Origin of the sequence: Delftia sp. DLF01 (genome assembly GCF_014852125.1) — a bacterium.
Lineage (GTDB): Bacteria > Pseudomonadota > Gammaproteobacteria > Burkholderiales > Burkholderiaceae_C > Comamonas > Comamonas acidovorans.
The window spans coordinates 506,405-524,650 of the sequence record NZ_JACVAZ010000002.1; the positions used below are offsets into that span (position 1 = coordinate 506,405).

Here is an 18,246-nt window from a genome sequence, read left to right on the forward strand (position 1 = left end):
TCTGACGGATGCCTACTGCTGAGCGGGTAGCGCGAACGATTATGGCAGTCACCGTCAAGCGTCCCCATCAATACTTACGCTGATACCGCCCATGAAATTTCAAGGTTCCGAGAACTACGTCGCCACCCAGGATTTGATGCTCGCGGTGAATGCCGCAGCCACCTTGCAGCGCCCGCTGCTGGTCAAGGGAGAGCCCGGCACGGGCAAGACCATGCTGGCCGAGGAAGTGGCTGCAGCGCTGGACATGCCGCTGCTGCAGTGGCACATCAAGTCCACCACCAAGGCCCAGCAGGGCCTGTACGAATACGACGCCGTCAGCCGCCTGCGCGACTCGCAACTGTCCGACATCGACGGCGGCGAGCGCGTCAAGGACATCCACAACTACATCATCAAGGGCGTGCTGTGGCAGGCCTTCACGGCAGACCGGCCCGTGGCCCTGCTGATCGACGAGATCGACAAGGCCGACATCGAATTCCCGAACGACCTGCTGCGCGAGATCGACCGCATGGAGTTCTACTGCTACGAGACGCGCGAGATGATCCGCGCCAAGCACCGGCCGCTGGTGTTCATCACCTCCAACAACGAAAAGGAGCTGCCCGACGCCTTCCTGCGCCGCTGCTTCTTCCACTACATCAAGTTCCCCGACGCCGACACCATGCGCCAGATCGTGGCCGTGCACTTCCCCAAGCTGCAGGGCGAGCTGCTGACCGCCGCGATGAAGGTGTTCTACGACGTGCGCAACCTGCCCGGCCTCAAGAAGAAGCCCTCCACCAGCGAGCTGATCGACTGGCTCAAGCTGCTGGTGGCCGAGGACATTCCCGTGGAATCGCTGCAGACCGCCGAGGGCAAGGTCGCCGTGCCGCCGCTGGTGGGCGCCCTGCTCAAGAACGAGCAGGATGTGAGCCTGTTCGAGAAGCTGGTCTTCATGAACCAGCGCAACCGCTGAGGCCTGCGCCCATGCCCCATCCCGAACACACCAACGACACGGGCGTGCCGGCCCTCACCGGCCAGGTGACGACCATTCCCGTGGCCGGCGCGGTGGCTCACCAGGGCTTTGTGCGACCCGTGGTCATGCGCTTCAACGGCGTGCGGCTGGAGCCCCTGGCCCTCGCCCATGAAGCCGGGCTGCGCGAGGCCGTGCAGGACGGCCAGCTGTGGCGCATCCGCGTGACCTCGGCACCCGAGCCCGGTGATGTGCGTGCCTATATCGAAGCCGCCCTGGAGCAGCGCAGCCTGGGCAAGCGCTTCGCCTTTGCCGTGCTGGACGACGACAGCGGCAAGGTGCTGGGCACCAGCAGCTACCACGACATCCTGCCCGAGGTGCGCCGCGTGGAGATCGGCTACACCTGGTACGCGCGCAGCGTGCAGCGCACCCATGTCAACACCTCGGCCAAGCTCATGCTCATGGGCCATGCGTTCGAGACGCTGTCCTGCCATGTGGTGGGCTGGCGCACGGACTGCTTCAACTTCGCCAGCCAGCGCGCCATCGAGCGCCTGGGCGCCAGGAAGGACGGCGTGATCCGCGGCCACGCGCTGCGCCGCGACGGCACCATCCGCGACACCGTGATGTACAGCCTGCGCAGCGGCGAATGGCCCGAGTCGCGCGCCCAGCTGCTGGACCAGTTGCAGCGCCATTCGGACGGCAGCACCGCCGTGGCGCGCACATGAGGGCGCGTACGCCGGGCCCTCGGGAGATGCCATGCTGATCGACTTCTTCTACACCATGCGCGCGGCCAAGCTGCCCGTCTCGGTCAAGGAGTTCCTGACCCTGCTGGAGGCACTGCAGGCCGGCGTGGTCGGCCCCAAGAGCGACGACGCCTGGAGCCTGGACGACTTCTACCACCTGGGCCGCACCGTGCTGGTCAAGGACGAGAAGCACTACGACAAGTACGACCGCGCCTTTGCCGCCTACTTCAAGGGCGTGGAGATGGTGGCCGACCTCACGCGCGAAATTCCCCAGGACTGGCTGAAGAAGCTGCTGGAGCGCGAGCTCTCGCCCGAGGAAAAGGCCGCCATCGAGGCCATGGGCTGGGACGAGCTGATGGAGACGCTCAAGAAGCGGCTCGAAGAGCAAAAGGAGCGGCACGAAGGCGGCAACAAATGGATAGGCACGGGCGGCACCAGCCCCTTCGGCCACGGCGGCTACAACCCGGCCGGCGTGCGCATCGGCGGGCCGGGCCGCAACAAGAGCGCCGTCAAGGTCTGGGAGCAGCGCGCCTACCGCGACTACGACGACACGCAGGAGCTGGGCACGCGCAACATCAAGGTCGCGTTGCGCCGGCTGCGCAAGTTCGCCCGCGAAGGCGGCGAGCTGGAGCTGGACCTGCCCGACACCATCCGCAGCACGGCCGCCAACGCGGGCTACCTGGACATCAAGATGATCCCGGAGCGCCACAACAACGTGAAGGTGCTGCTGCTCATGGACGTGGGCGGCACCATGGACGAGCATGTGCAGCGCGTGGAAGAGCTGTTCTCCGCCGTCAAGAGCGAGTTCAAGCACCTGGAGTTCTACTACTTCCACAACTGCGTCTACGACTTCATGTGGAAGAACAACCGCCGCCGCTTCGCCGAGAAGTTTCCGACCTGGGACATCATCCGCAAGTACAACAAGGACTACAAGCTGATCTTCGTGGGCGACGCCACCATGAGCCCCTACGAGATCCTGCAGCCCGGCGGCAGCGTGGAGTACATGAACGAAGAGCCCGGCGCCGAATGGCTGCAGCGCCTGACGCATGCCTTCCCGCGCTTTGCCTGGATCAACCCCGAGCCGCCCGGCGTCTGGCAGTACCGCCAGAGCATCAGCATCATCCAGCAGCTCACGGGCAACCGCATGTACCCTTTGACACTCAAAGGTCTGGAAGACGCCATGCGCCTGCTGTCAAAATAGGCCGATGCCCAAGCTCCCCCCCGCGACAGCGCCGGCCCGAGGGCCGGCGTTTTTGTTTCTGTTGAGTGCAGCCCTGATGCTCGGCGGCTGCAGCCTCCTGCCGTCCAAGAATGATGACAAGGACACGGACCCGTCGCTGATTGCAGCGACCGGCGACCCGGCCTTCTCGCTCGTCGTCGATGCGCCCAAGGAAGTGCGCGAGCTGCTGGAAAAGCACCTCGAACTGCGCCGCTACCGCTACCAGAGCGATCTGCAGCGGCGCGAACTCACGCGGCTGCTGGGCGCCACCGACGCCAACGTGCGCGACCTGATCGGCACGCTGGGCTACTTCAGCCCCACGGTCACGGTGGAGATCAAGGAAACGCCCGAATCCGAAGAGGCCCCGCTGCAGGTCACCGTCAAGGTGGACCCGGGCGAGCCCGCCACCATTGCGCGCAGCCAGGTGCGCTTTGCGGGCGTCAATGCCGACGATCCCGACGGCGCCTCCCAGCGCGCCACCATCGAAGAGGACTGGCCGCTGCAGCCCGGCCAGCGCTTCAGCCAGTCCAACTGGAGCCAGGCCAAGAGCCAGGGCCTGCGCACGCTGCAGTCGCGCCGCTATCCGCTGGCGCGCATCGACTCCAGCCTGGCCGACATCGACGCCGACACGCATGAGGCCGATGTCAGCGTGGCCTATGCGCCCGGCCCGGCCTACACCTTCGGCCCGCTGCGCATCGAAGGCGCCCAGCGCTACGACCCCGTGGGCACGGCCCGCATCGCACGCCTGCCCGAGGGCGAGGAATACGACCAGACCGCCCTGGTCGATGCCCAGCTGCGCCTGGCCAGCAGCGGCTACTACGACTCCGTCTTCCTCACGCTGGCCAACGTGCCCCAGCAGGGAGAAAGCGCCGCCGAGGATGAGGAGGCCCTCAAGCGCAAGGGCGCCCAGGTCACCACGCCCGTCATCGCCCAGGTGCGCGAGGCCCAGATGCAGAAATGGGTCTTCGGCGTGGGCATGAGCACCGACACCGGCCCGCGCCTGAGCGTGGACCACATCCACAACCGCCTGCCCTGGCTGGGCTGGCGCGCCGTCACGCGCATGCGCTTCGACCGCAAGAACCCGCTGATCTCCACGCAGTGGACCGCCCTGCCCGATGAAACCCTGTGGCGCTGGTTCACCACGGCCAAGGCCGAGCGCGCGCCCTCGGGCGACTTCGATGTCAACAGCCTGCAGCTGCGCGCCGGCCGCACCAAATCCGAAGACCACATCGACCGCAACTACTACCTGCAGTACGACTACGCCAAGACCCAGGGCGAGGGCGCGCCGCCCTCCAGCTCATCGGTCACGGCCAACTACGGCTGGACCGGCCGCTACTTCGACAGCACGCTGGCGCCCTCCTCGGGCTTCGGCTTTGCCTGGGAAGTCGGCGCGGGCACCACGCTCACGCCCCAGCGCACGCCGTTCGGCCGCGTCTCCGGCCGCTGGCTCAGCCTGATTCCCATCGGCGAGGTCGATCCCGAGACCAAGCGCCGCAGCCGCCTGGCGCTGCGCGCCTCGGGCGGTGCCTTGCTGGCCCGCAAGGATGCCGACCTGCCCGTCACCCAGCTGTTCATCACCGGTGGCGACAACACCGTGCGCGGCTACGGCTACCAGAGCATTGGTGCGCGCACCGACAGCGGCAAGGTCATCGGCGGGCGCTACATGGCCGTGGGCAGCATCGAATGGCAGCGGCCCATCGTCATCAAGGGCAACACGCAGGACTGGGAGCATGCCGTCTTCCTGGACGCCGGCACCGTGGGCGATGCGCCCGACTCCATGTACATGCGCGTGGGCGTGGGCACCGGCCTGCGCTGGCGCAGCCCCGTGGGCCCCGTGCAGGCCGACATCGCCTGGGGCGCCCAGGAAAAACAGCTGCGCCTGCACCTGCGCCTGGGCTTCAACTTCTGACCATGGTGGATTCCCGCTTGAATACCCCTGCCTCCTCCGCCGCGCCAGATCAAAGCCCCCAGGCGTCCCCTCCCTCGCCTGCGCCCCGGCGCCGCCGCTGGCTGCGCGCCCTGCTCTGGTTCTTCCTGGTCCTGGTCCTGCTGCTGGCCGCCCTGCTGGGTTCCGCCTGGTGGTGGGCCGGCCGCGCCGATTCGCTGGCCTACACCCTGCAGCGCGTGGCCGGCTGGCTGCCCGCAGGCCAGAGCCTGCAGGCCAAGGAAGTCACAGGCACCGTGCTCCAGGGCGGGCGCATCGGCTGGCTGCAATGGCAAAGCCCCACCATGAAGGTGGAGCTGCGCGACGCCACCATCGGCTGGCAATTGCGCCCCCTGCTGTCGCGCACCGTGCGCCTGGGCGAAGTGCGCATCGCCGAGCTGAGCATTGCCAGCACGCCCGACCCCGAGGACAAGAAACCCGTCGAACCGCTGCAGCAGCTCGTGCTGCCCGTGAAGATCGACGTGCCCTTCCATGTGGAGCGCATCGTCTGGCAAGGCCCGCCCCAGGCCGAGGTGCTGGGCCTGCAAGGCCACTACGTCTACGACGGCAGCGAGCACCAGCTGGACGTGCGCGACCTGCAATGGGCCGATGGCAACTACCAGGCCAGGCTGCGCCTGCAGGCCCGTGCGCCCATGGCCATCCAGGCCGAGCTGCAGGGCGACCTGCAGGCGCCGGCCCTGGCTTCGGACGACGAGGCCTCCACGGCCAAGGCCCCCAAACCTGCACCGCTGGCCGTGCAGGCCAAGGCACAGATCGACGGCACCCTGGCCACCGCCGCTGCGCAACTGGGCATCAAGCTCCAGGTTGATGCCAAGCCCGGGACGGTGTCCGAGGAAACGCCCGCCCCTCCCGCCGTACAGAAATCCGCCAAGGCCGATGGCAAGAACGGCAAGGCCAGGGAGCGCAAGGAAGCCGCCCCCGTGTCCGAACCCATGCATGCGGACATCGAGGCCAGCATCCGGCCCTGGCAGCCCCAGCCGCTGCAGACCGCGCGCGCCCAGCTCAGCCAGATCGACATCGCCGCCTTCTGGCCCCAGGGACCGCGCACACGCATCAGCGGCGAATTGCAGGCCGGGCCGGATGGCAAGGCAGCTGATGCAGCCCAGGCACCAGCCACGACACCAGGAACAGCACCAGGCACGGAGCAGTCATCGGACCAGGCACCAGGCTCGGCCATCGCCAACACCGCCTGGCAGCTGACGACCCGCCTGAACAACGCCATGCCCGGTCCCTGGGACCGCCAGCGCCTGCCGCTGGACCAGATCGAGGCCGCGGTGCGCTATGACGGCCAGCAGTGGCTGCTGGAGCAGGCGCAGATCGCCATAGGCTCGGGCAGCATCGACGCCCAGGGCCGCTTCGAGCCCGCCACCAAGGTCTTCGAAGGCCAGGCCAAGGTCCAGCGCCTGGACCCCGCCGCGCTCTACAGCATCCTGGAAGCCGCACCGCTGCAGGGCGAGCTGCGCGCCAGCACCACGGCCGAGCAGCAGGTGGACTTCAGCGTGGACATCCAGGCCGCGGCCGCGCCCGCAGGCAAGCGCCAGCCCCTGCGCATAGAGAAACTCGCCACCAAGGGCCGCTGGGCCCAGCCCGTGCTCTCGCTGGAGAACCTGCAGCTTGATGCGCTGCAGGCCTCGGTGCGCAGCCGCAGCCTGCAGTTCGACACCGAACAGCAAAAACTGCAGACCGTGCTGAAGGCCGAGCTGCCCGGCGCCGAGCTCTCGCTGGATGGCCACATCAGCCCCGCCGCAGGCCAGGGCAGCAGCCAGCTCAAGCTGTCGTCACTCACCGCCCTCACGCAGTGGCTGCGCAAGCTGCCCGGCATGAAGGACCCGCTGGCCGGGGCCCTGGTCGAAGGCCAGGCCCAGCTGGACGCCAGCTGGCGCGGCGGATGGGGCGCACTGCAAAAGCGCATGAAGGCCGCCGTGGGCGACCCGCTTCCCGCCAGCGGCCTGCAACTGCAGGCCGACCTGCAGGCCGCCAAGCTGCGCTACCTGCCCGCCAACACGCCGCCCGAACAGGCGCTGGAGCTGCCCGAACTGCGCCTGGCCCTCAGGGGCTCGCCCGAGCAGGCCAGCCTCACCCTCACCGGCCAGGCGAAGCGTGGCACGCAGACCGCGCAGATCGACACGGCCCTGCAGGCAGGCCTTGCCACGGCGCGCGGTGCCGCGCCCCTGGACTGGCAGGCCAGCATCGACAGACTGCAGGCCCGGTTGAATCCGGGCCAGGACCTGCCCGGCCCCTGGCAGTTGCAACTGGCAGGCAAGCAGCCCGTGCAGATCGCCCAGCGCACCACGGGCCGTACCGTACTGTCCACCACGTTCACGGCGTCGGCCGGCAGCCTGCAGGTCACGCCGCCCACGCTGGCCCAGCGCCGCGCCAATGCCGAGGCGCCGCAGCCCGTGCTGCTGGCCTGGGACGACACCCGCGCCACCCAGGGCGGCGACGGCCGCTGGGCCCTGCGCAGCACCGGCCGCGCCCAGGCCCTGCCGCTGGCCTGGGTCGATGCCCTGTCCATGGCCGAGGAGCCTCCGCTGGCCGCCATGGGCCTGAGCGGCGACCTGAGCTTCAACGCCCGCTGGGACCTGGACACCACCGGCCCCGCGCTCAAGGCCGAACTGCTGGTCGAGCGTGCCGCTGGCGACCTGCGCCTGGCCGTGGAAGACGGCTCGGGCACCACCGTCATCCACACCACGGGGCCGCGCTCCAGCAAACCCGGCGAAGTGCGCACGCATACCGTGCGCGGCGCCGGCATGCGCGCCCACATCAAGCAGGCCCGCCTGAGCGTGCGCGCCCAAGGCGACGACGTGCAGGCCAAGCTCGACTGGGACAGCGAACGCGCCGGCACCCTGACCGCCCAACTGGGCACGCGTTTGGCCCAGCAAAACGGCACCTGGACCTGGCCCGAGAAGGCCCCGCTGTCCGGCCAGATCGACGCCCGCATGCCCGACATCGGCATCTGGGCGCTGTTCGCCCCGCCCGGCTGGCGCGTCACCGGATCGCTGCAGGCCAAGGCCGAGATCAGCGGCGACCGCCAGAACCCGCAGTGGCAGGGCAATCTCTCGGCCGACGGCCTGAGCATCCTGTCCGCGCTGGACGGCATCGACCTGCAAAACGGCGTGCTGCGCGCCCGCCTGCAAGGCAACCGGCTGGACCTGACCGAACTGCGCATGCAGGGCGGGCGCGGCAGCAATGCGCGCATCCTGGGCTACAGCGGCAACCTCACCACGGCACCGCGAGAAGGCGGCGAACTCACGGGCTCGGGCTTCGTGCGCTGGGACCCGCCCAATGCCGATGGCAGCAACTCCGGCCTGAGCATGGACCTGCGCGCCCAGGCCACCAGGCTGCAGGTGCTGGTGCGCGCAGACCGCCAGGTCAGCATATCGGGCGGCCTGCAGGCCAAGCTGGAGCAAGGCCAGTTCACGCTGCGCGGCGACCTCACCACCGACCGCGCCACCATCATCCTGCCCGAGGAATCCGCCCCCTCGCTGGACTCCGACGTGGTCGTGCACTCGGCCGCCTCGCGCAAGGCCGAGCAGGAAGCGGCGCGCAAGCAGCAGCAGGCCGACCGCAAGGCCCAGGCCCGCGCGGAAACCATCAAGCTGCCCGACATCCTCGTCAAGCTCGACCTGGGCCGCGACTTCGCGCTGCAAGGCTACGGCATCACCACCCGCCTGGAAGGCGCGCTGGAAGTGCAGGGTCCCACCGTGGCGGGCGGCCCCCCGCGCATCACGGGCGAGATCCGCACCGTGCAGGGCCGCTACCGCGCCTGGGGCCAGTCGCTGGACGTGGAGACCGGCCTCATCCGCTTCAACGGCCCCTACGCCAACCCCTCGCTGGACATCCTGGCGCTGCGCCCGAACATCGCCGTGCGCGCAGGCGTGCAGGTGCAGGGCACGGCCAACGCCCCGCGCGTGCGCCTGTACTCCGACCCCGAAATGCCCGATGCCGAAAAGCTCTCCTGGGTGGTCATGGGCCGCGATCCCGCCACGGGCGGCGCCGAAAGCGCCCTGCTCCAGCAGGCCGCGCTGTCCCTGCTCAGCGGCGGGCGCAACAACAGCGGCAAGATCGCCAGCAACCTGGGCCTGGACGAAATCGGCTTCAAGGGCCCGGGCGGCGAAGGCTCCACCGGCGCCGCCCTCACCCTGGGCAAGCGCCTGTCCAGCGACCTCTATGTCACCTACGAGCAAAGCCTCTCGGGAGCCATGGGCACGCTGTACATCTTCTATGACCTCTCGCGCCGCCTCACCCTGCGCGGCCAGACCGGGGAAACCAGCGCGCTGGACCTGATCTACACCGTGCGCAAGGACTGACGCCCCAGCGCCCCGCATGCCGCCCTCCCGGCGGTGCGCGGGGCGGGTCCGGCGTGGGTTTACAATCCCCGTTTGCTCCTCTCCGTAGTTCAATGGATAGAACGGGCGCCTCCTAAGCGCCAGATACAGGTTCGATTCCTGTCGGAGGGACCAGCATTTCCCAATTACAACAACCACTTACAGCGCATCAAGTGGTCGTCTGGGATACATGTGGGGACATGCGCAGCCGTTGAGAGTGGCTGGACTCGATACCCCACCCCTTCCGGCCATGCTTGGATTTCAGGTCTGATCAAGACAGCCGGGGCTCTGCCTGCCCTATCCGCCGAACTGCAAATGCAGGCCCACCAGCCGCTGCGCCAGCGTCTCTGCGTCGTGGCGCATGGCATGGAGGGATGTGGTGCCGATGCAGACGTGGCCATACCAAATATGGGCTCCCTCAAGACCAGACGCGGTGTGGGAACCGCAGCCTCGGATGGCGACCGAAATACTTGACGCCTCGAAATCGAAGAGTTCGACGTTCCCATGCAAGACTCGGGCTGTGTAGACACCAGAAACTTGCATGTCTATGTGCAGCGTGTAGATCATGGCTTGCCCGGCAGGGCACCCGGCGGGGCAATTGCGATGTGATCAATGCTCATGCGGGCATGGACTTTCACTTGACGGGCAATCCAGAGGGATAGAAATCGTCACCCCTCCTGGCCCAAATCTTGATTTGAACGGTACGACGCAACTCTATAAAACCCGCACCGGTGAGCCTAACAGCTATTTGGCGATATACCTGCCGGCCACGATGGAAATCGAAAGAATCATGACGAACCACAAAACATGAAACGATTTAAAAAATGGCTTTTTATTCACGCTGCAATATATGCAAAACAGTGCCACCAGAAATGCAAAACAACCCAATATCGATATAAAGTGCAACATCAAATCCAACCAATCATGACGGCTCAGTAAGTTCATATGCTGCACATAAACAAATAGCCTGCTTCGCAGAAGCCGGGATTGCCGAATTCTCCCAAAGAAATAATATTTCCTCTCCGGGAGGAAGCCTTGAAGTGCCAAAAGACAATGGTTGCAAGAGTTTGCTCAGCCTCCGGCCTTCAATGCCCGCAACTGTTCAACCGGCAGCAGCGCCTCCTCGGCCGGATTCTCCGCACCACTACGGAGTGCCCCCGGCGGTGGCAACTTGATCAGTGAGTCGGCCTGGGCAGCGGATCCATGCAGCCACGCATCCCAATCCCCAGGCTCCAGCATTACAACGCCCCTCTTTTCTCTTCCAGGCCTGTGCATGAGAGAGAGCACGGGATGCGCATCGGTCACTTGCGTAATCATCGTGTAGTTGGGCACCATTTCATCAGTCTGTGGATCAGACCATTCGCTGTAGAGCCCAGCCAGCATGGCCGGCTTTCCATCAGCACGGCGGAAGAGCCAACTGATACTGCGCCTGGATAGGCCTGAGTACGACTCTATCCAGCTATTTACCGGGATAAGGCATCTTTTGCCAGCATGCCATGCCGGTCCAAATATCGCATCAATCTCCAACGTCTCTCGACATGCATTTTCCGTGGTCATCGGTGAGCCGTCCGCCCTCAATGGCCGCCTCCCTGCAGAAGATTCCGGGATCATTCCCCACTGACCAACTTCCAGGATTCCACCTGCTTTAATATACGGCCCATTAGCCAGTGGCGTTATATAAATATCCCAAATCCTCTTCGGCGCAGGTCCTGTTATTGGATATGTTTTATCTATCTCAACGATATCTGGCGAACTATATCTGCTACACATTTCAACAGCTTTCTTAATAGCCATTCATAATGCCGCCCTCGCGGGGATGTACGCAATCTCCATCCAGAACCTTGCAATACACATTAGCTGGACAGATCTTGCATCGACCCATTCATATATACCGATATTCAATACGCAAAGTCATACGGTCAAATCCCTGCATCTCTATATCCGGATGTCAAATTTTGAGTGGAGGGCTTGTTGAAGAAATAATTAATCCCATCGACTCAATTCTATTGATAGCGCATTCTCATCATGCCTTAGGAGTATGAACCATGAACAGGGCATGCAAAAAATTAACATTTCTACGTGAAGTCGAGCAGACGCAAGCGGAGATGCGGCGCCGTTGGCAATGGCACTCTTCCAAGTGGGGCCATTGCCCCACTTCCAACAAGCACGCCATGCAACGTGGTCGTCTGGATGCACTTGCCTCCCCGTAAACGCCAAATCCCTTGTACCGAACCCTGCCTCGGTCCAACTCGTTTCATGCCACTCACCAGAATCGTTGACTGCCGAACTGCCGTCCCTCTACGCCCAGGAATTAGGCAATGGCGGCATCTCCGACAGTTAACATTTCATACACAAATGTTCACAAAAATTCACAAAACCCTCAATTGTCATCGCATCCAACCTCCTACATCATTGCCCGCTTCATAATCTTTGGCTATGGATAAAGTCAATGCATTTAATCAAAAGAAAATTGAAAGTGGCAGCATTCCTTGGAGCTATTTCCTGGATACCACACAGCCATGCGGCCACATTTTTGACATTCGTTGACAATCAACCGGAATTCTTGAAATCCATTGGCTCAGGAACCATCGCAACTGAAGAAGATTTCAAAACCGCAGTTGATTTAAAGCCAATTGGTAATTCAACCGCCCCGGACAGTTGGAATGGTTTCACGGTAACAGCGTACGGACCCAACAGGGGAAATTCCTGGTCACCATCCAAGTATTGCCGCTCCCTTGATTCTGGAAAAGGGGACCAGGACACTATCAAATCCTGCCTCTGGTGGAATACCGCAACTCCTTCAGACAGCGGCATTTTTGCAGCCGTGAACATTGACAATGGAATTTCACTCAAACCCGTTGATGTCACCACAGCAGCCTTTAGTTTTGACGTTGTGGATTGGAATGATTTTTCCGAGCGCTCGCATCTAATTATCACGACGAGCGATGGCACCAGCACAGTTGTCTCTGGCCCGATAAATAAAACCCATTTTTCCCCTCAAAATTTCGGGGTGACTCTGGCCCCCAAAGATATTGCCGCAGGTTTATATATAAAAGAAATTCTCTGGATTGGGAAAGATATATCTGGAGAGGTGGTGGGTTTCTACAACATACGAACCTACACCAACCCCGTCATCACCAACCTTCCACCGATTGCGAATCCAGACTCCTACACCATGGTCGGCGACTCGCTTAATCTAAGCCTGCTGACGAACGATACAGATCCTGACTCGGATGTTCTACAGGTTACCAGCATCAACGGCACACCCGTAAATCCGGGAACATCACAGAGCATTCCCGTTTCGGGAGGCACAGTAGAGGTTTCAGCGTCAGGGGTTATCAATTTTTCCTTTAAATCGAACGAATCTGAAGCCACCAGCATCACGTACGAAATATCAGATGGGCGAGGAGGTTCCTCAAGCAGTACGGTGACTATTTCGCCAAAAATCGAGGTAAACCCAGTCGCTCCTGTTAAACCCATCGCGCCTGTTGACCCCACCCCTCCTGTCGATTCCCTTCCTGTCGATCCCGCTCCTGTCAACCCCACCCTTCCTGCCAACCCTGCAGCACCTGTCAATCCCATCACCCTTGTTGACAACAACGTCACTGCAGTGCCGACTCTCAGCGAATGGAGCCTTATCTCCTTGTCTTCGCTACTGTTCTTATTCGGGATGTCACGCAGCAGGCGCCGAAGCTGAGGTGAGAAGGCAGCCATGACGGCCATCTTGTGAGAGCAGGCTGATTCCAGTGCGTTCATGGTGTCGCCGCGCGAGGCCAGGCAGCATGTATCAACCCTGCACCAGCAGCGTGGTCAGCCGCGAGCGGCTGACCACCGTCAAACCTCGACAGCGTCCAGGGCCATGCCGGACACGGCACCGCCAACACCGACGACCACGCCAAGCCGTCAGATCACGATGGCCAGTATTTGAACCACAGCCACTCCCCAATGAAGTTGGGCGAGATGGTGCACAAGCTCCCTATGCCGAACGTGGTAGTCCGGGCGAGATCGGAGCACAGACCCTCACCCCCGCCCGGCCAGCTCCGCCACCCCTCGCACCAGCGCACGCCCAGCGTCCGTCGCCTTGCCGTAGTGCTCCAGCAATGTCTGCACATCGGCGTCGGGCGGGGTGGAGCGCAGAGAGAGCAGCACGTAGCCGATATCGACGCCAGCGAGGTGCAGTTGCTTCAGCGCTGTGGCGTCGGGGACAAGGTCGCCGAACTCGAAGTACTTCAGGGTCTGTTTGTCCAGCCCAGCCTTGTGGGCCAGTTCGGCTTCGGTGAGGTTCAGGCGCTGGCGTTCCTGCTGCAGGCGGGCCGCGAGGGTCGGTTCGGAGCGCTCGTGCTGGATGGCGTTCGGGTCAAACAAACGTTGACCTGTTAGCAGGTAGGCAACGTCAACCCCTTGCTCCGCCACAGCCATGAGGTAACCCACATCAGGCTTTCTGACGCCCTTCTCATAGTTGAGTTGGGACATCTTTGACACTCCCGCAATAGCGCCAAACGCCTCTTGGCTAAGGCCCAGCCTATTTCTTTCCTCCGTCAGGCGCGCAGAGAAGTCAAACATTTTTTATATAAACTATTGACGATCAAATTTTCGTTTGATAGTCTATGAAGCGTTGTCACTACAAGCGCCAAATACTACCTGACCCCTCAGGCGGCTCCTTTGCTGCGCCCTGTACGTTGCTCGGAGGAGGTCCATGAAGCACGCTGCCGCAAAACCATCGCGCAAGAAGCTCGCCAAGGCGGACCGCGCGCTGTTCCTGCAGGCCGCTGAAGCACTCAAGCAGGCCGCGATGACCGATGAGACGCACCGGCACAGCGGGGAATCCGACCGCCTGCTGCGCATCGCCAGCGATGTGGCACGCCACGCGGCGCAGCCCGGCTCGACGTGCGATCTGCAGAACACGGCGTTTGATGTGGCCGCCTGCATCAATTCGGCGCGGCTGGTGCCCGGCGATGCGGAGTCCGGCCCACGCACTCGCCTGCTGGCAGAGGCGGCCCAGGCGCTGGCGCAGATATCAGAGACGCCGGTGGACGGGATCGTGTTTCCACGCACCACGCTGCACGAATTGCAATCCAGGCTGGACACCGGCGCAACGCCATCGCAGTGGCGCGAACTGGCCCGCGAGGCCAACTACGAGGTCCAGCAGTTGGCGCAGGTGCTGATGCAAATGGGCGACCACCAGAACACGGAGAGCCATATCGTGGCGCACGGCATGGCGGCACGCATCTCGCAGTTGTCGGAGATCGTTTACGTGGCGGCCGCCCTGCACGGCGAGCACCGCGATGAATGGGGTTCGCAGACCCTTCGTGACGTGCGCGATGTCTTTGAAGGCGGCATGGGCCGCATCTGCGGCGACCCCCCGGACGGCGCATGACCGATCATGGCCGATGCGCCCGGGCACTGGGCTACCATCAGTGCCCCAATCACTGATGCAGTCTCCCGAAAGGCCCTCATGCTGCTGTACGCCGATTCGCAATTCGCCTCTCCCTATGCCATGTCCGTATTCGTTGCGCTGAAGGTCAAGGGGATTGACTTCGAGCTGCGCACGCTGGACCTTTCGGCGGGACAGAACACCGGGGCGGACTATGTGGCCGCGTCGCTGACGGCACGGGTTCCCACACTGGTGGATGGCGATTTCAGCCTGTCGGAGTCTTCGGCGATTTCCGAGTACCTGCAGGACCGCTTTGGCGGCGCCCCGCTCTACCCCCAGGATGCGCAGGCGCGTGCCCGCGTGCGTCAGGTCCAGGCCTGGCTGCGCAGCGATCTGATGGCACTACGCTCGGAGCGCAGCACCGAAGTGGTGTTCTACCGCCCCACGCCCACGCCGCTGTCGGATGCGGGCCAGGCTGCGGCGCGCAAGCTGTTTTCGGTGGCGGGAGCCTTCATCCGCTCGGAAGATGACCACATCGCCGGCCCATGGTCGATTGCCGATGTGGATCTGGCGCTGATGCTCAACCGTCTGGTGCTCAACGGCGATGCCGTGCCCGCGCCGCTGGCCGCCTATGCGCGCCGGCAGTGGCAGCACCCCGCCGTCCAGCAGTGGCTGGCCCTGCCCCGCCCGCCCCTGGCAGGCTGATCCGAACGGATACGGCAGGCCATGGACAGCCTTCTCTACATGGGCGTGCGGATCACGCCCGCATCACTTCCCAGCGATGCCTCGCCAGGCGCCTGGCTGCCGCGCGCCACCTTGCTGGAGGTGGCCAGCGGCAAGGCCCTGGAGGCCGTCACCGATGACCAGCCCTGCGACACGCAGCCAGAGGCCGATGCCCGCGCGCTGCGGCTGGGCAAGCGCCATGTGATGAAGGTGCTGCATCAAGGCTGAGGGACCAGGGTGCAGGCGGCCTGCCCGCGCCCCTCAATCCATCTTCACGGCCACCAGCCTCCACCCCATCAGGCCTTCGCGCCTGAAGATGAAGCCGCCCGGCTCGCCGCGCGGGTGCACGAAGACCTTGGACCAGCCCTGGTACTCCACGGAGTAGTCCTTGCGCGGCGGCCCGCCCTGGGTGTCCACGCCCACGCCTGCGGCGGCCACGTCCGTGGGTTTGCCGGGCTTGCCTTTTTCCAGCATGAGCATGACGCCGTCGGGCGAGACCAGCGCCTCGGTGAACTGGCTGACCAGGCCTTGGGCCAGTTGCTGGCCAAAGCCGGCCAGGGGGTTGGAGGCGCTGTCGCCCGAGCCGCCCATCTGGGACTGCAGCCTGGCCATCATCTGGCCCTTGATGCTTTCGCGCAGCGCGGGAAAGTCCACGTAGCCGGACAGTGCCTGGGCATCGCGGCGCTCCACGGCCTTGCCGATCTGGTGCAGGGCGATGTAGGGCGATGCGTAGAGCAGTCCGGCCGCAGCCACGCAGAGGGCGGCCAACGCGCCGGCAAGGGTTTTGGGTTTCATGGATCTCTTTCGTGAAGGCAGGCCAGGGGCCTCGCGCAAGCGCGGATGAACGCGCATGCACAGCGCATAAAGGCGGATTCTAGGCGGGCCGTTCGGCGCCGCAGCCACTGCCAGGGCCGTTGCCGCCTGTATTTTTCATAGCGAAACAATAGCGAAGCAATACGCAGAGAACCCCTATCAGGCCAAGGCCAATGCCTGAAAAACTGGTATTGCCTGGCCCATTCGATTCATACTATAGTTTGTAACAAATAGTTTACAAACCAATACAACATGGATCGCCATTGGCCACGCTGGCCATCGGCAAGCCAGCATCGCCGTTTCCGGATGCCTGTGAGCATTTGTGCAGACCGGGCATTTCCCGTTAGTGAAATCTCATTTTCATTACCGATTCCGTTATGAGAGATGCGAGTCATCACGGAGCGGCCTGACAACGCGAGTACCCACCAACCATCCGCAATGCATGCAAAGGACGCAGTATGAATAATTTCAAGTTATCGACTCGCCTGACCGCCTTGATTGGTTTTCTCTCACTGCTCATGATCGTGATCGGCGCTTTTGGGCTATATGGAATCAGCGAGTCCAACCGCCGATTCAAGGTGGTCTATGAAGAGCGCCTGGTCGCACTGGGCGATCTGCTGGAAGTGCAGCGCCTGCTGCTGCGCAACCGCAATGCGGTCTCGGGCGCCATTGCCGTGCACCTGCCCGAGTACACGCAGCAAAAGCAGCAGGAGATACAGACCAACATCAACGACGTGAACAAGTTCTGGACCTCGTTCCGCCAGACCCGGCTGACCGAGGAAGAGGCGCAGCTGGCCGACCGCTTCGAGGCCGTGCGCGCGCTGTTCCTGCAGGGCTTTCTGAAGCCGGCCCAGCAGGCGCTGCAGTCCGGGGACCTGGCGCTGGCCCGGCAACTGCTGATCGACAAGGACGAGGCGCTGTACGCGCCGCTGCGTGATGTGATCGTGCAGTTGACCGCGCTGCAGACCCGCGTCGCCAAGGAGGAATACGACGCCGCGCAATCGCTGTACCAGGTGATTTTTGCGGTGGCCGTGGGCTCCATCATCGCGGGCGTGCTGCTGGGGGTGCTGCTGGGCTGGTCCATCATCCGCAACATGGCGCGGTCGCTGCGCCTGGCCATCCATACGGCCGATGCCGTGGCGGCGGGCGATTTGACACGGCACATCGATGTGCGCGGCAAGGACGAGGTGTCCATGCTGCTGCGCGCCCTGCAGACCATGCAGGAGGGGCTGCGCGGCGTGGTGCGCCAGGTGCACCAGGGATCGGTCAGCGTGGCAGCGGCCAGCGGGCAGATCGCGCAGGCCAACCAGGACCTGTCCTCACGCACCGAAAGCCAGGCCAGCGCCCTGCAGCAGACGGCCGCCTCCATGGAGCAGCTCAGCTCCACCGTGCGCCAGAACGCCGACAACGCGCAGATGGCCAACCAGCTGGCGCTGGGTGCCTCCACGGTGGCCGAGCAGGGCGGCGAGGTCGTGCGGCAGGTGGTGGACACCATGCGCGGCATCAGTGATTCCAGCCGGCAGATCGCCGACATCATCAATGTGATCGACGGCATTGCCTTCCAGACCAATATCCTCGCGCTGAACGCGGCCGTGGAAGCCGCGCGTGCGGGCGAGCAGGGCCGGGGCTTTGCCGTGGTGGCCACCGAGGTGCGCGGCCTGGCCAGCCGCAGTGCCGAGGCCGCCAAGCAGATCAAGCAACTGATCACCGACAGCGCCAGCCGCGTGCACAACGGCAGCGCGCTGGCCGACCAGGCCGGCACGACCATGGCCGAGGTGGTGGACGCCATACGCCGCGTGACCGATCTGATGGGCGAGATCAGCGCCGCCAGTTCCGAGCAAAGCTCGGGCGTGGCCCAGATCGGCCAGGCGGTCACGCAGATGGACCAGGCCACGCAGCAGAACTCGGCACTGGTGGAGGAGATGGCCGCCGCCGCCTCCAGCCTGCGCGGCCAGGCCGGCGACCTGGTGCGCACGGTGGGCGCCTTCAAGCTGGAGGCGGCAAGCGGCCATCAGCATGCCGCCGTGGAACTGCAGCGCAGGCAGCCCATGCTGGCAGCAGGCTGAGACGGCAAGAAAAAAGAGCGAAGAGCGCGCGCGAGAAACAGCGAGACAGGCCGGAGCAAGGCAGCAGCAGGCCCTGGCCGCCGGGCCAGGCC

14 protein-coding genes and 1 tRNA gene are annotated in these 18,246 nt (G+C 64.1%); 11 read left to right on the forward strand and 4 right to left on the reverse strand.

The genetic code is table 11. The features are described from left to right. Positions 1 to 91: 91 nt before the first annotated feature. The 6 genes from IB269_RS10775 (at position 92) to IB269_RS10800 (ending at position 9,313) form a co-directional block, all read left to right on the forward strand. Positions 92 to 946 carry an AAA family ATPase gene (locus tag IB269_RS10775; protein ID WP_012203589.1) on the forward strand — a complete coding sequence of 285 codons (855 nt, stop codon included), beginning with the start codon at positions 92 to 94 and terminating at the stop codon, positions 944 to 946. A gap of 11 nt (positions 947 to 957) precedes the next feature. Next, positions 958 to 1,668 (forward strand): GNAT family N-acetyltransferase, encoded by a 711-nt coding sequence (locus tag IB269_RS10780; protein WP_192367145.1) that lies wholly within the window; start codon positions 958 to 960, stop codon positions 1,666 to 1,668. A gap of 31 nt (positions 1,669 to 1,699) precedes the next feature. Further along, positions 1,700 to 2,887 (forward strand): vWA domain-containing protein, encoded by a 1,188-nt coding sequence (locus IB269_RS10785; RefSeq protein WP_012203587.1) that lies wholly within the window; start codon positions 1,700 to 1,702, stop codon positions 2,885 to 2,887. A 76-nt stretch (positions 2,888 to 2,963) separates the two neighbouring features. Further along, on the forward strand, positions 2,964 to 4,814 hold the full coding sequence (locus IB269_RS10790) for an autotransporter assembly complex protein TamA (protein WP_043824435.1): 1,851 nt from the start codon (positions 2,964 to 2,966) through the stop codon (positions 4,812 to 4,814). 2 nt (positions 4,815 to 4,816) lie between these two features. After that, positions 4,817 to 9,160: a translocation/assembly module TamB domain-containing protein gene (locus IB269_RS10795; RefSeq protein ID WP_192367146.1), complete on the forward strand. Its 4,344-nt coding sequence runs from the start codon at positions 4,817 to 4,819 to the stop codon at positions 9,158 to 9,160. 78 nt (positions 9,161 to 9,238) lie between these two features. After that, a tRNA-Arg gene (locus IB269_RS10800) sits at positions 9,239 to 9,313 on the forward strand. Positions 9,314 to 9,475: 162 nt separating this feature from the next. On the opposite strand, the gene IB269_RS10805 is transcribed toward IB269_RS10800, so the two are convergent. Continuing rightward, on the reverse strand, positions 9,476 to 9,745 hold the full coding sequence (locus tag IB269_RS10805) for a hypothetical protein (protein WP_192367147.1): 270 nt from the start codon (positions 9,743 to 9,745) through the stop codon (positions 9,476 to 9,478). Between the two features lie 504 nt (positions 9,746 to 10,249). Further along, positions 10,250 to 10,972 (reverse strand): SOS response-associated peptidase family protein, encoded by a 723-nt coding sequence (locus IB269_RS10810; RefSeq protein ID WP_318652151.1) that lies wholly within the window; start codon positions 10,970 to 10,972, stop codon positions 10,250 to 10,252. 655 nt (positions 10,973 to 11,627) lie between these two features. On the opposite strand from IB269_RS10810, the gene IB269_RS10815 reads away from it, so the two are divergent. Then, entirely contained in the window at positions 11,628 to 12,875 is a 1,248-nt protein-coding gene (locus IB269_RS10815) for an Ig-like domain-containing protein (RefSeq protein ID WP_192367148.1), read from the forward strand. 323 nt (positions 12,876 to 13,198) lie between these two features. Here IB269_RS10815 and IB269_RS10820 read toward each other — a convergent pair whose 3' ends face one another. Then, the gene (locus IB269_RS10820; protein ID WP_192367149.1) at positions 13,199 to 13,741 is read right to left on the reverse strand and encodes a helix-turn-helix domain-containing protein; all 543 of its coding nucleotides are present in this window, start codon (positions 13,739 to 13,741) and stop codon (positions 13,199 to 13,201) included. Positions 13,742 to 13,874: 133 nt separating this feature from the next. Here IB269_RS10820 and IB269_RS10825 point away from each other — a divergent pair, with 133 nt between their 5' ends. The 3 genes from IB269_RS10825 (at position 13,875) to IB269_RS10835 (ending at position 15,503) form a co-directional block, all read left to right on the forward strand. Further along, on the forward strand, positions 13,875 to 14,555 hold the full coding sequence (locus tag IB269_RS10825; RefSeq protein ID WP_192367150.1) for a hypothetical protein: 681 nt from the start codon (positions 13,875 to 13,877) through the stop codon (positions 14,553 to 14,555). A 78-nt stretch (positions 14,556 to 14,633) separates the two neighbouring features. Further along, a complete protein-coding gene (gene yfcF, locus IB269_RS10830) occupies positions 14,634 to 15,257 on the forward strand; it encodes a glutathione transferase (RefSeq protein ID WP_192367151.1) in 624 nt (207 codons plus the stop codon). Between the two features lie 21 nt (positions 15,258 to 15,278). Further along, on the forward strand, positions 15,279 to 15,503 hold the full coding sequence (locus IB269_RS10835) for a hypothetical protein (protein WP_012203534.1): 225 nt from the start codon (positions 15,279 to 15,281) through the stop codon (positions 15,501 to 15,503). A gap of 33 nt (positions 15,504 to 15,536) precedes the next feature. Here the strand turns inward: IB269_RS10835 and IB269_RS10840 are convergent, their stop codons facing one another. After that, positions 15,537 to 16,070, reverse strand: coding sequence for a DUF2939 domain-containing protein (locus tag IB269_RS10840; protein WP_046987310.1), 534 nt, complete (start codon positions 16,068 to 16,070; stop codon positions 15,537 to 15,539). Between the two features lie 476 nt (positions 16,071 to 16,546). On the opposite strand from IB269_RS10840, the gene IB269_RS10845 reads away from it, so the two are divergent. Further along, the gene (locus IB269_RS10845) at positions 16,547 to 18,154 is read left to right on the forward strand and encodes a methyl-accepting chemotaxis protein (protein ID WP_097203441.1); all 1,608 of its coding nucleotides are present in this window, start codon (positions 16,547 to 16,549) and stop codon (positions 18,152 to 18,154) included. Positions 18,155 to 18,246 lie beyond the last annotated feature (92 nt).

Bases quoted from the DNA above. Each gene is read 5' to 3' on its own strand.
- IB269_RS10795 (WP_192367146.1), top strand. From the start codon at position 4,817: ATGGTGGATTCCCGCTTGAATACCCCTGCCTCCTCCGCCGCGCCAGAT.
- IB269_RS10790 (WP_043824435.1), top strand. From the start codon at position 2,964: ATGCTCGGCGGCTGCAGCCTCCTGCCGTCCAAGAATGATGACAAGGAC.
- IB269_RS10820 (WP_192367149.1), bottom strand. From the start codon at position 13,741: ATGTTTGACTTCTCTGCGCGCCTGACGGAGGAAAGAAATAGGCTGGGC.
- IB269_RS10835 (WP_012203534.1), top strand. From the start codon at position 15,279: ATGGACAGCCTTCTCTACATGGGCGTGCGGATCACGCCCGCATCACTT.
- IB269_RS10775 (WP_012203589.1), top strand. From the start codon at position 92: ATGAAATTTCAAGGTTCCGAGAACTACGTCGCCACCCAGGATTTGATG.
- yfcF (WP_192367151.1), top strand. From the start codon at position 14,634: ATGCTGCTGTACGCCGATTCGCAATTCGCCTCTCCCTATGCCATGTCC.
- IB269_RS10845 (WP_097203441.1), top strand. From the start codon at position 16,547: ATGAATAATTTCAAGTTATCGACTCGCCTGACCGCCTTGATTGGTTTT.
- IB269_RS10810 (WP_318652151.1), bottom strand. From the start codon at position 10,972: ATGGCTATTAAGAAAGCTGTTGAAATGTGTAGCAGATATAGTTCGCCA.
- IB269_RS10815 (WP_192367148.1), top strand. From the start codon at position 11,628: ATGCATTTAATCAAAAGAAAATTGAAAGTGGCAGCATTCCTTGGAGCT.
- IB269_RS10785 (WP_012203587.1), top strand. From the start codon at position 1,700: ATGCTGATCGACTTCTTCTACACCATGCGCGCGGCCAAGCTGCCCGTC.
- IB269_RS10805 (WP_192367147.1), bottom strand. From the start codon at position 9,745: ATGATCTACACGCTGCACATAGACATGCAAGTTTCTGGTGTCTACACA.
- IB269_RS10825 (WP_192367150.1), top strand. From the start codon at position 13,875: ATGAAGCACGCTGCCGCAAAACCATCGCGCAAGAAGCTCGCCAAGGCG.
- IB269_RS10780 (WP_192367145.1), top strand. From the start codon at position 958: ATGCCCCATCCCGAACACACCAACGACACGGGCGTGCCGGCCCTCACC.
- IB269_RS10840 (WP_046987310.1), bottom strand. From the start codon at position 16,070: ATGAAACCCAAAACCCTTGCCGGCGCGTTGGCCGCCCTCTGCGTGGCT.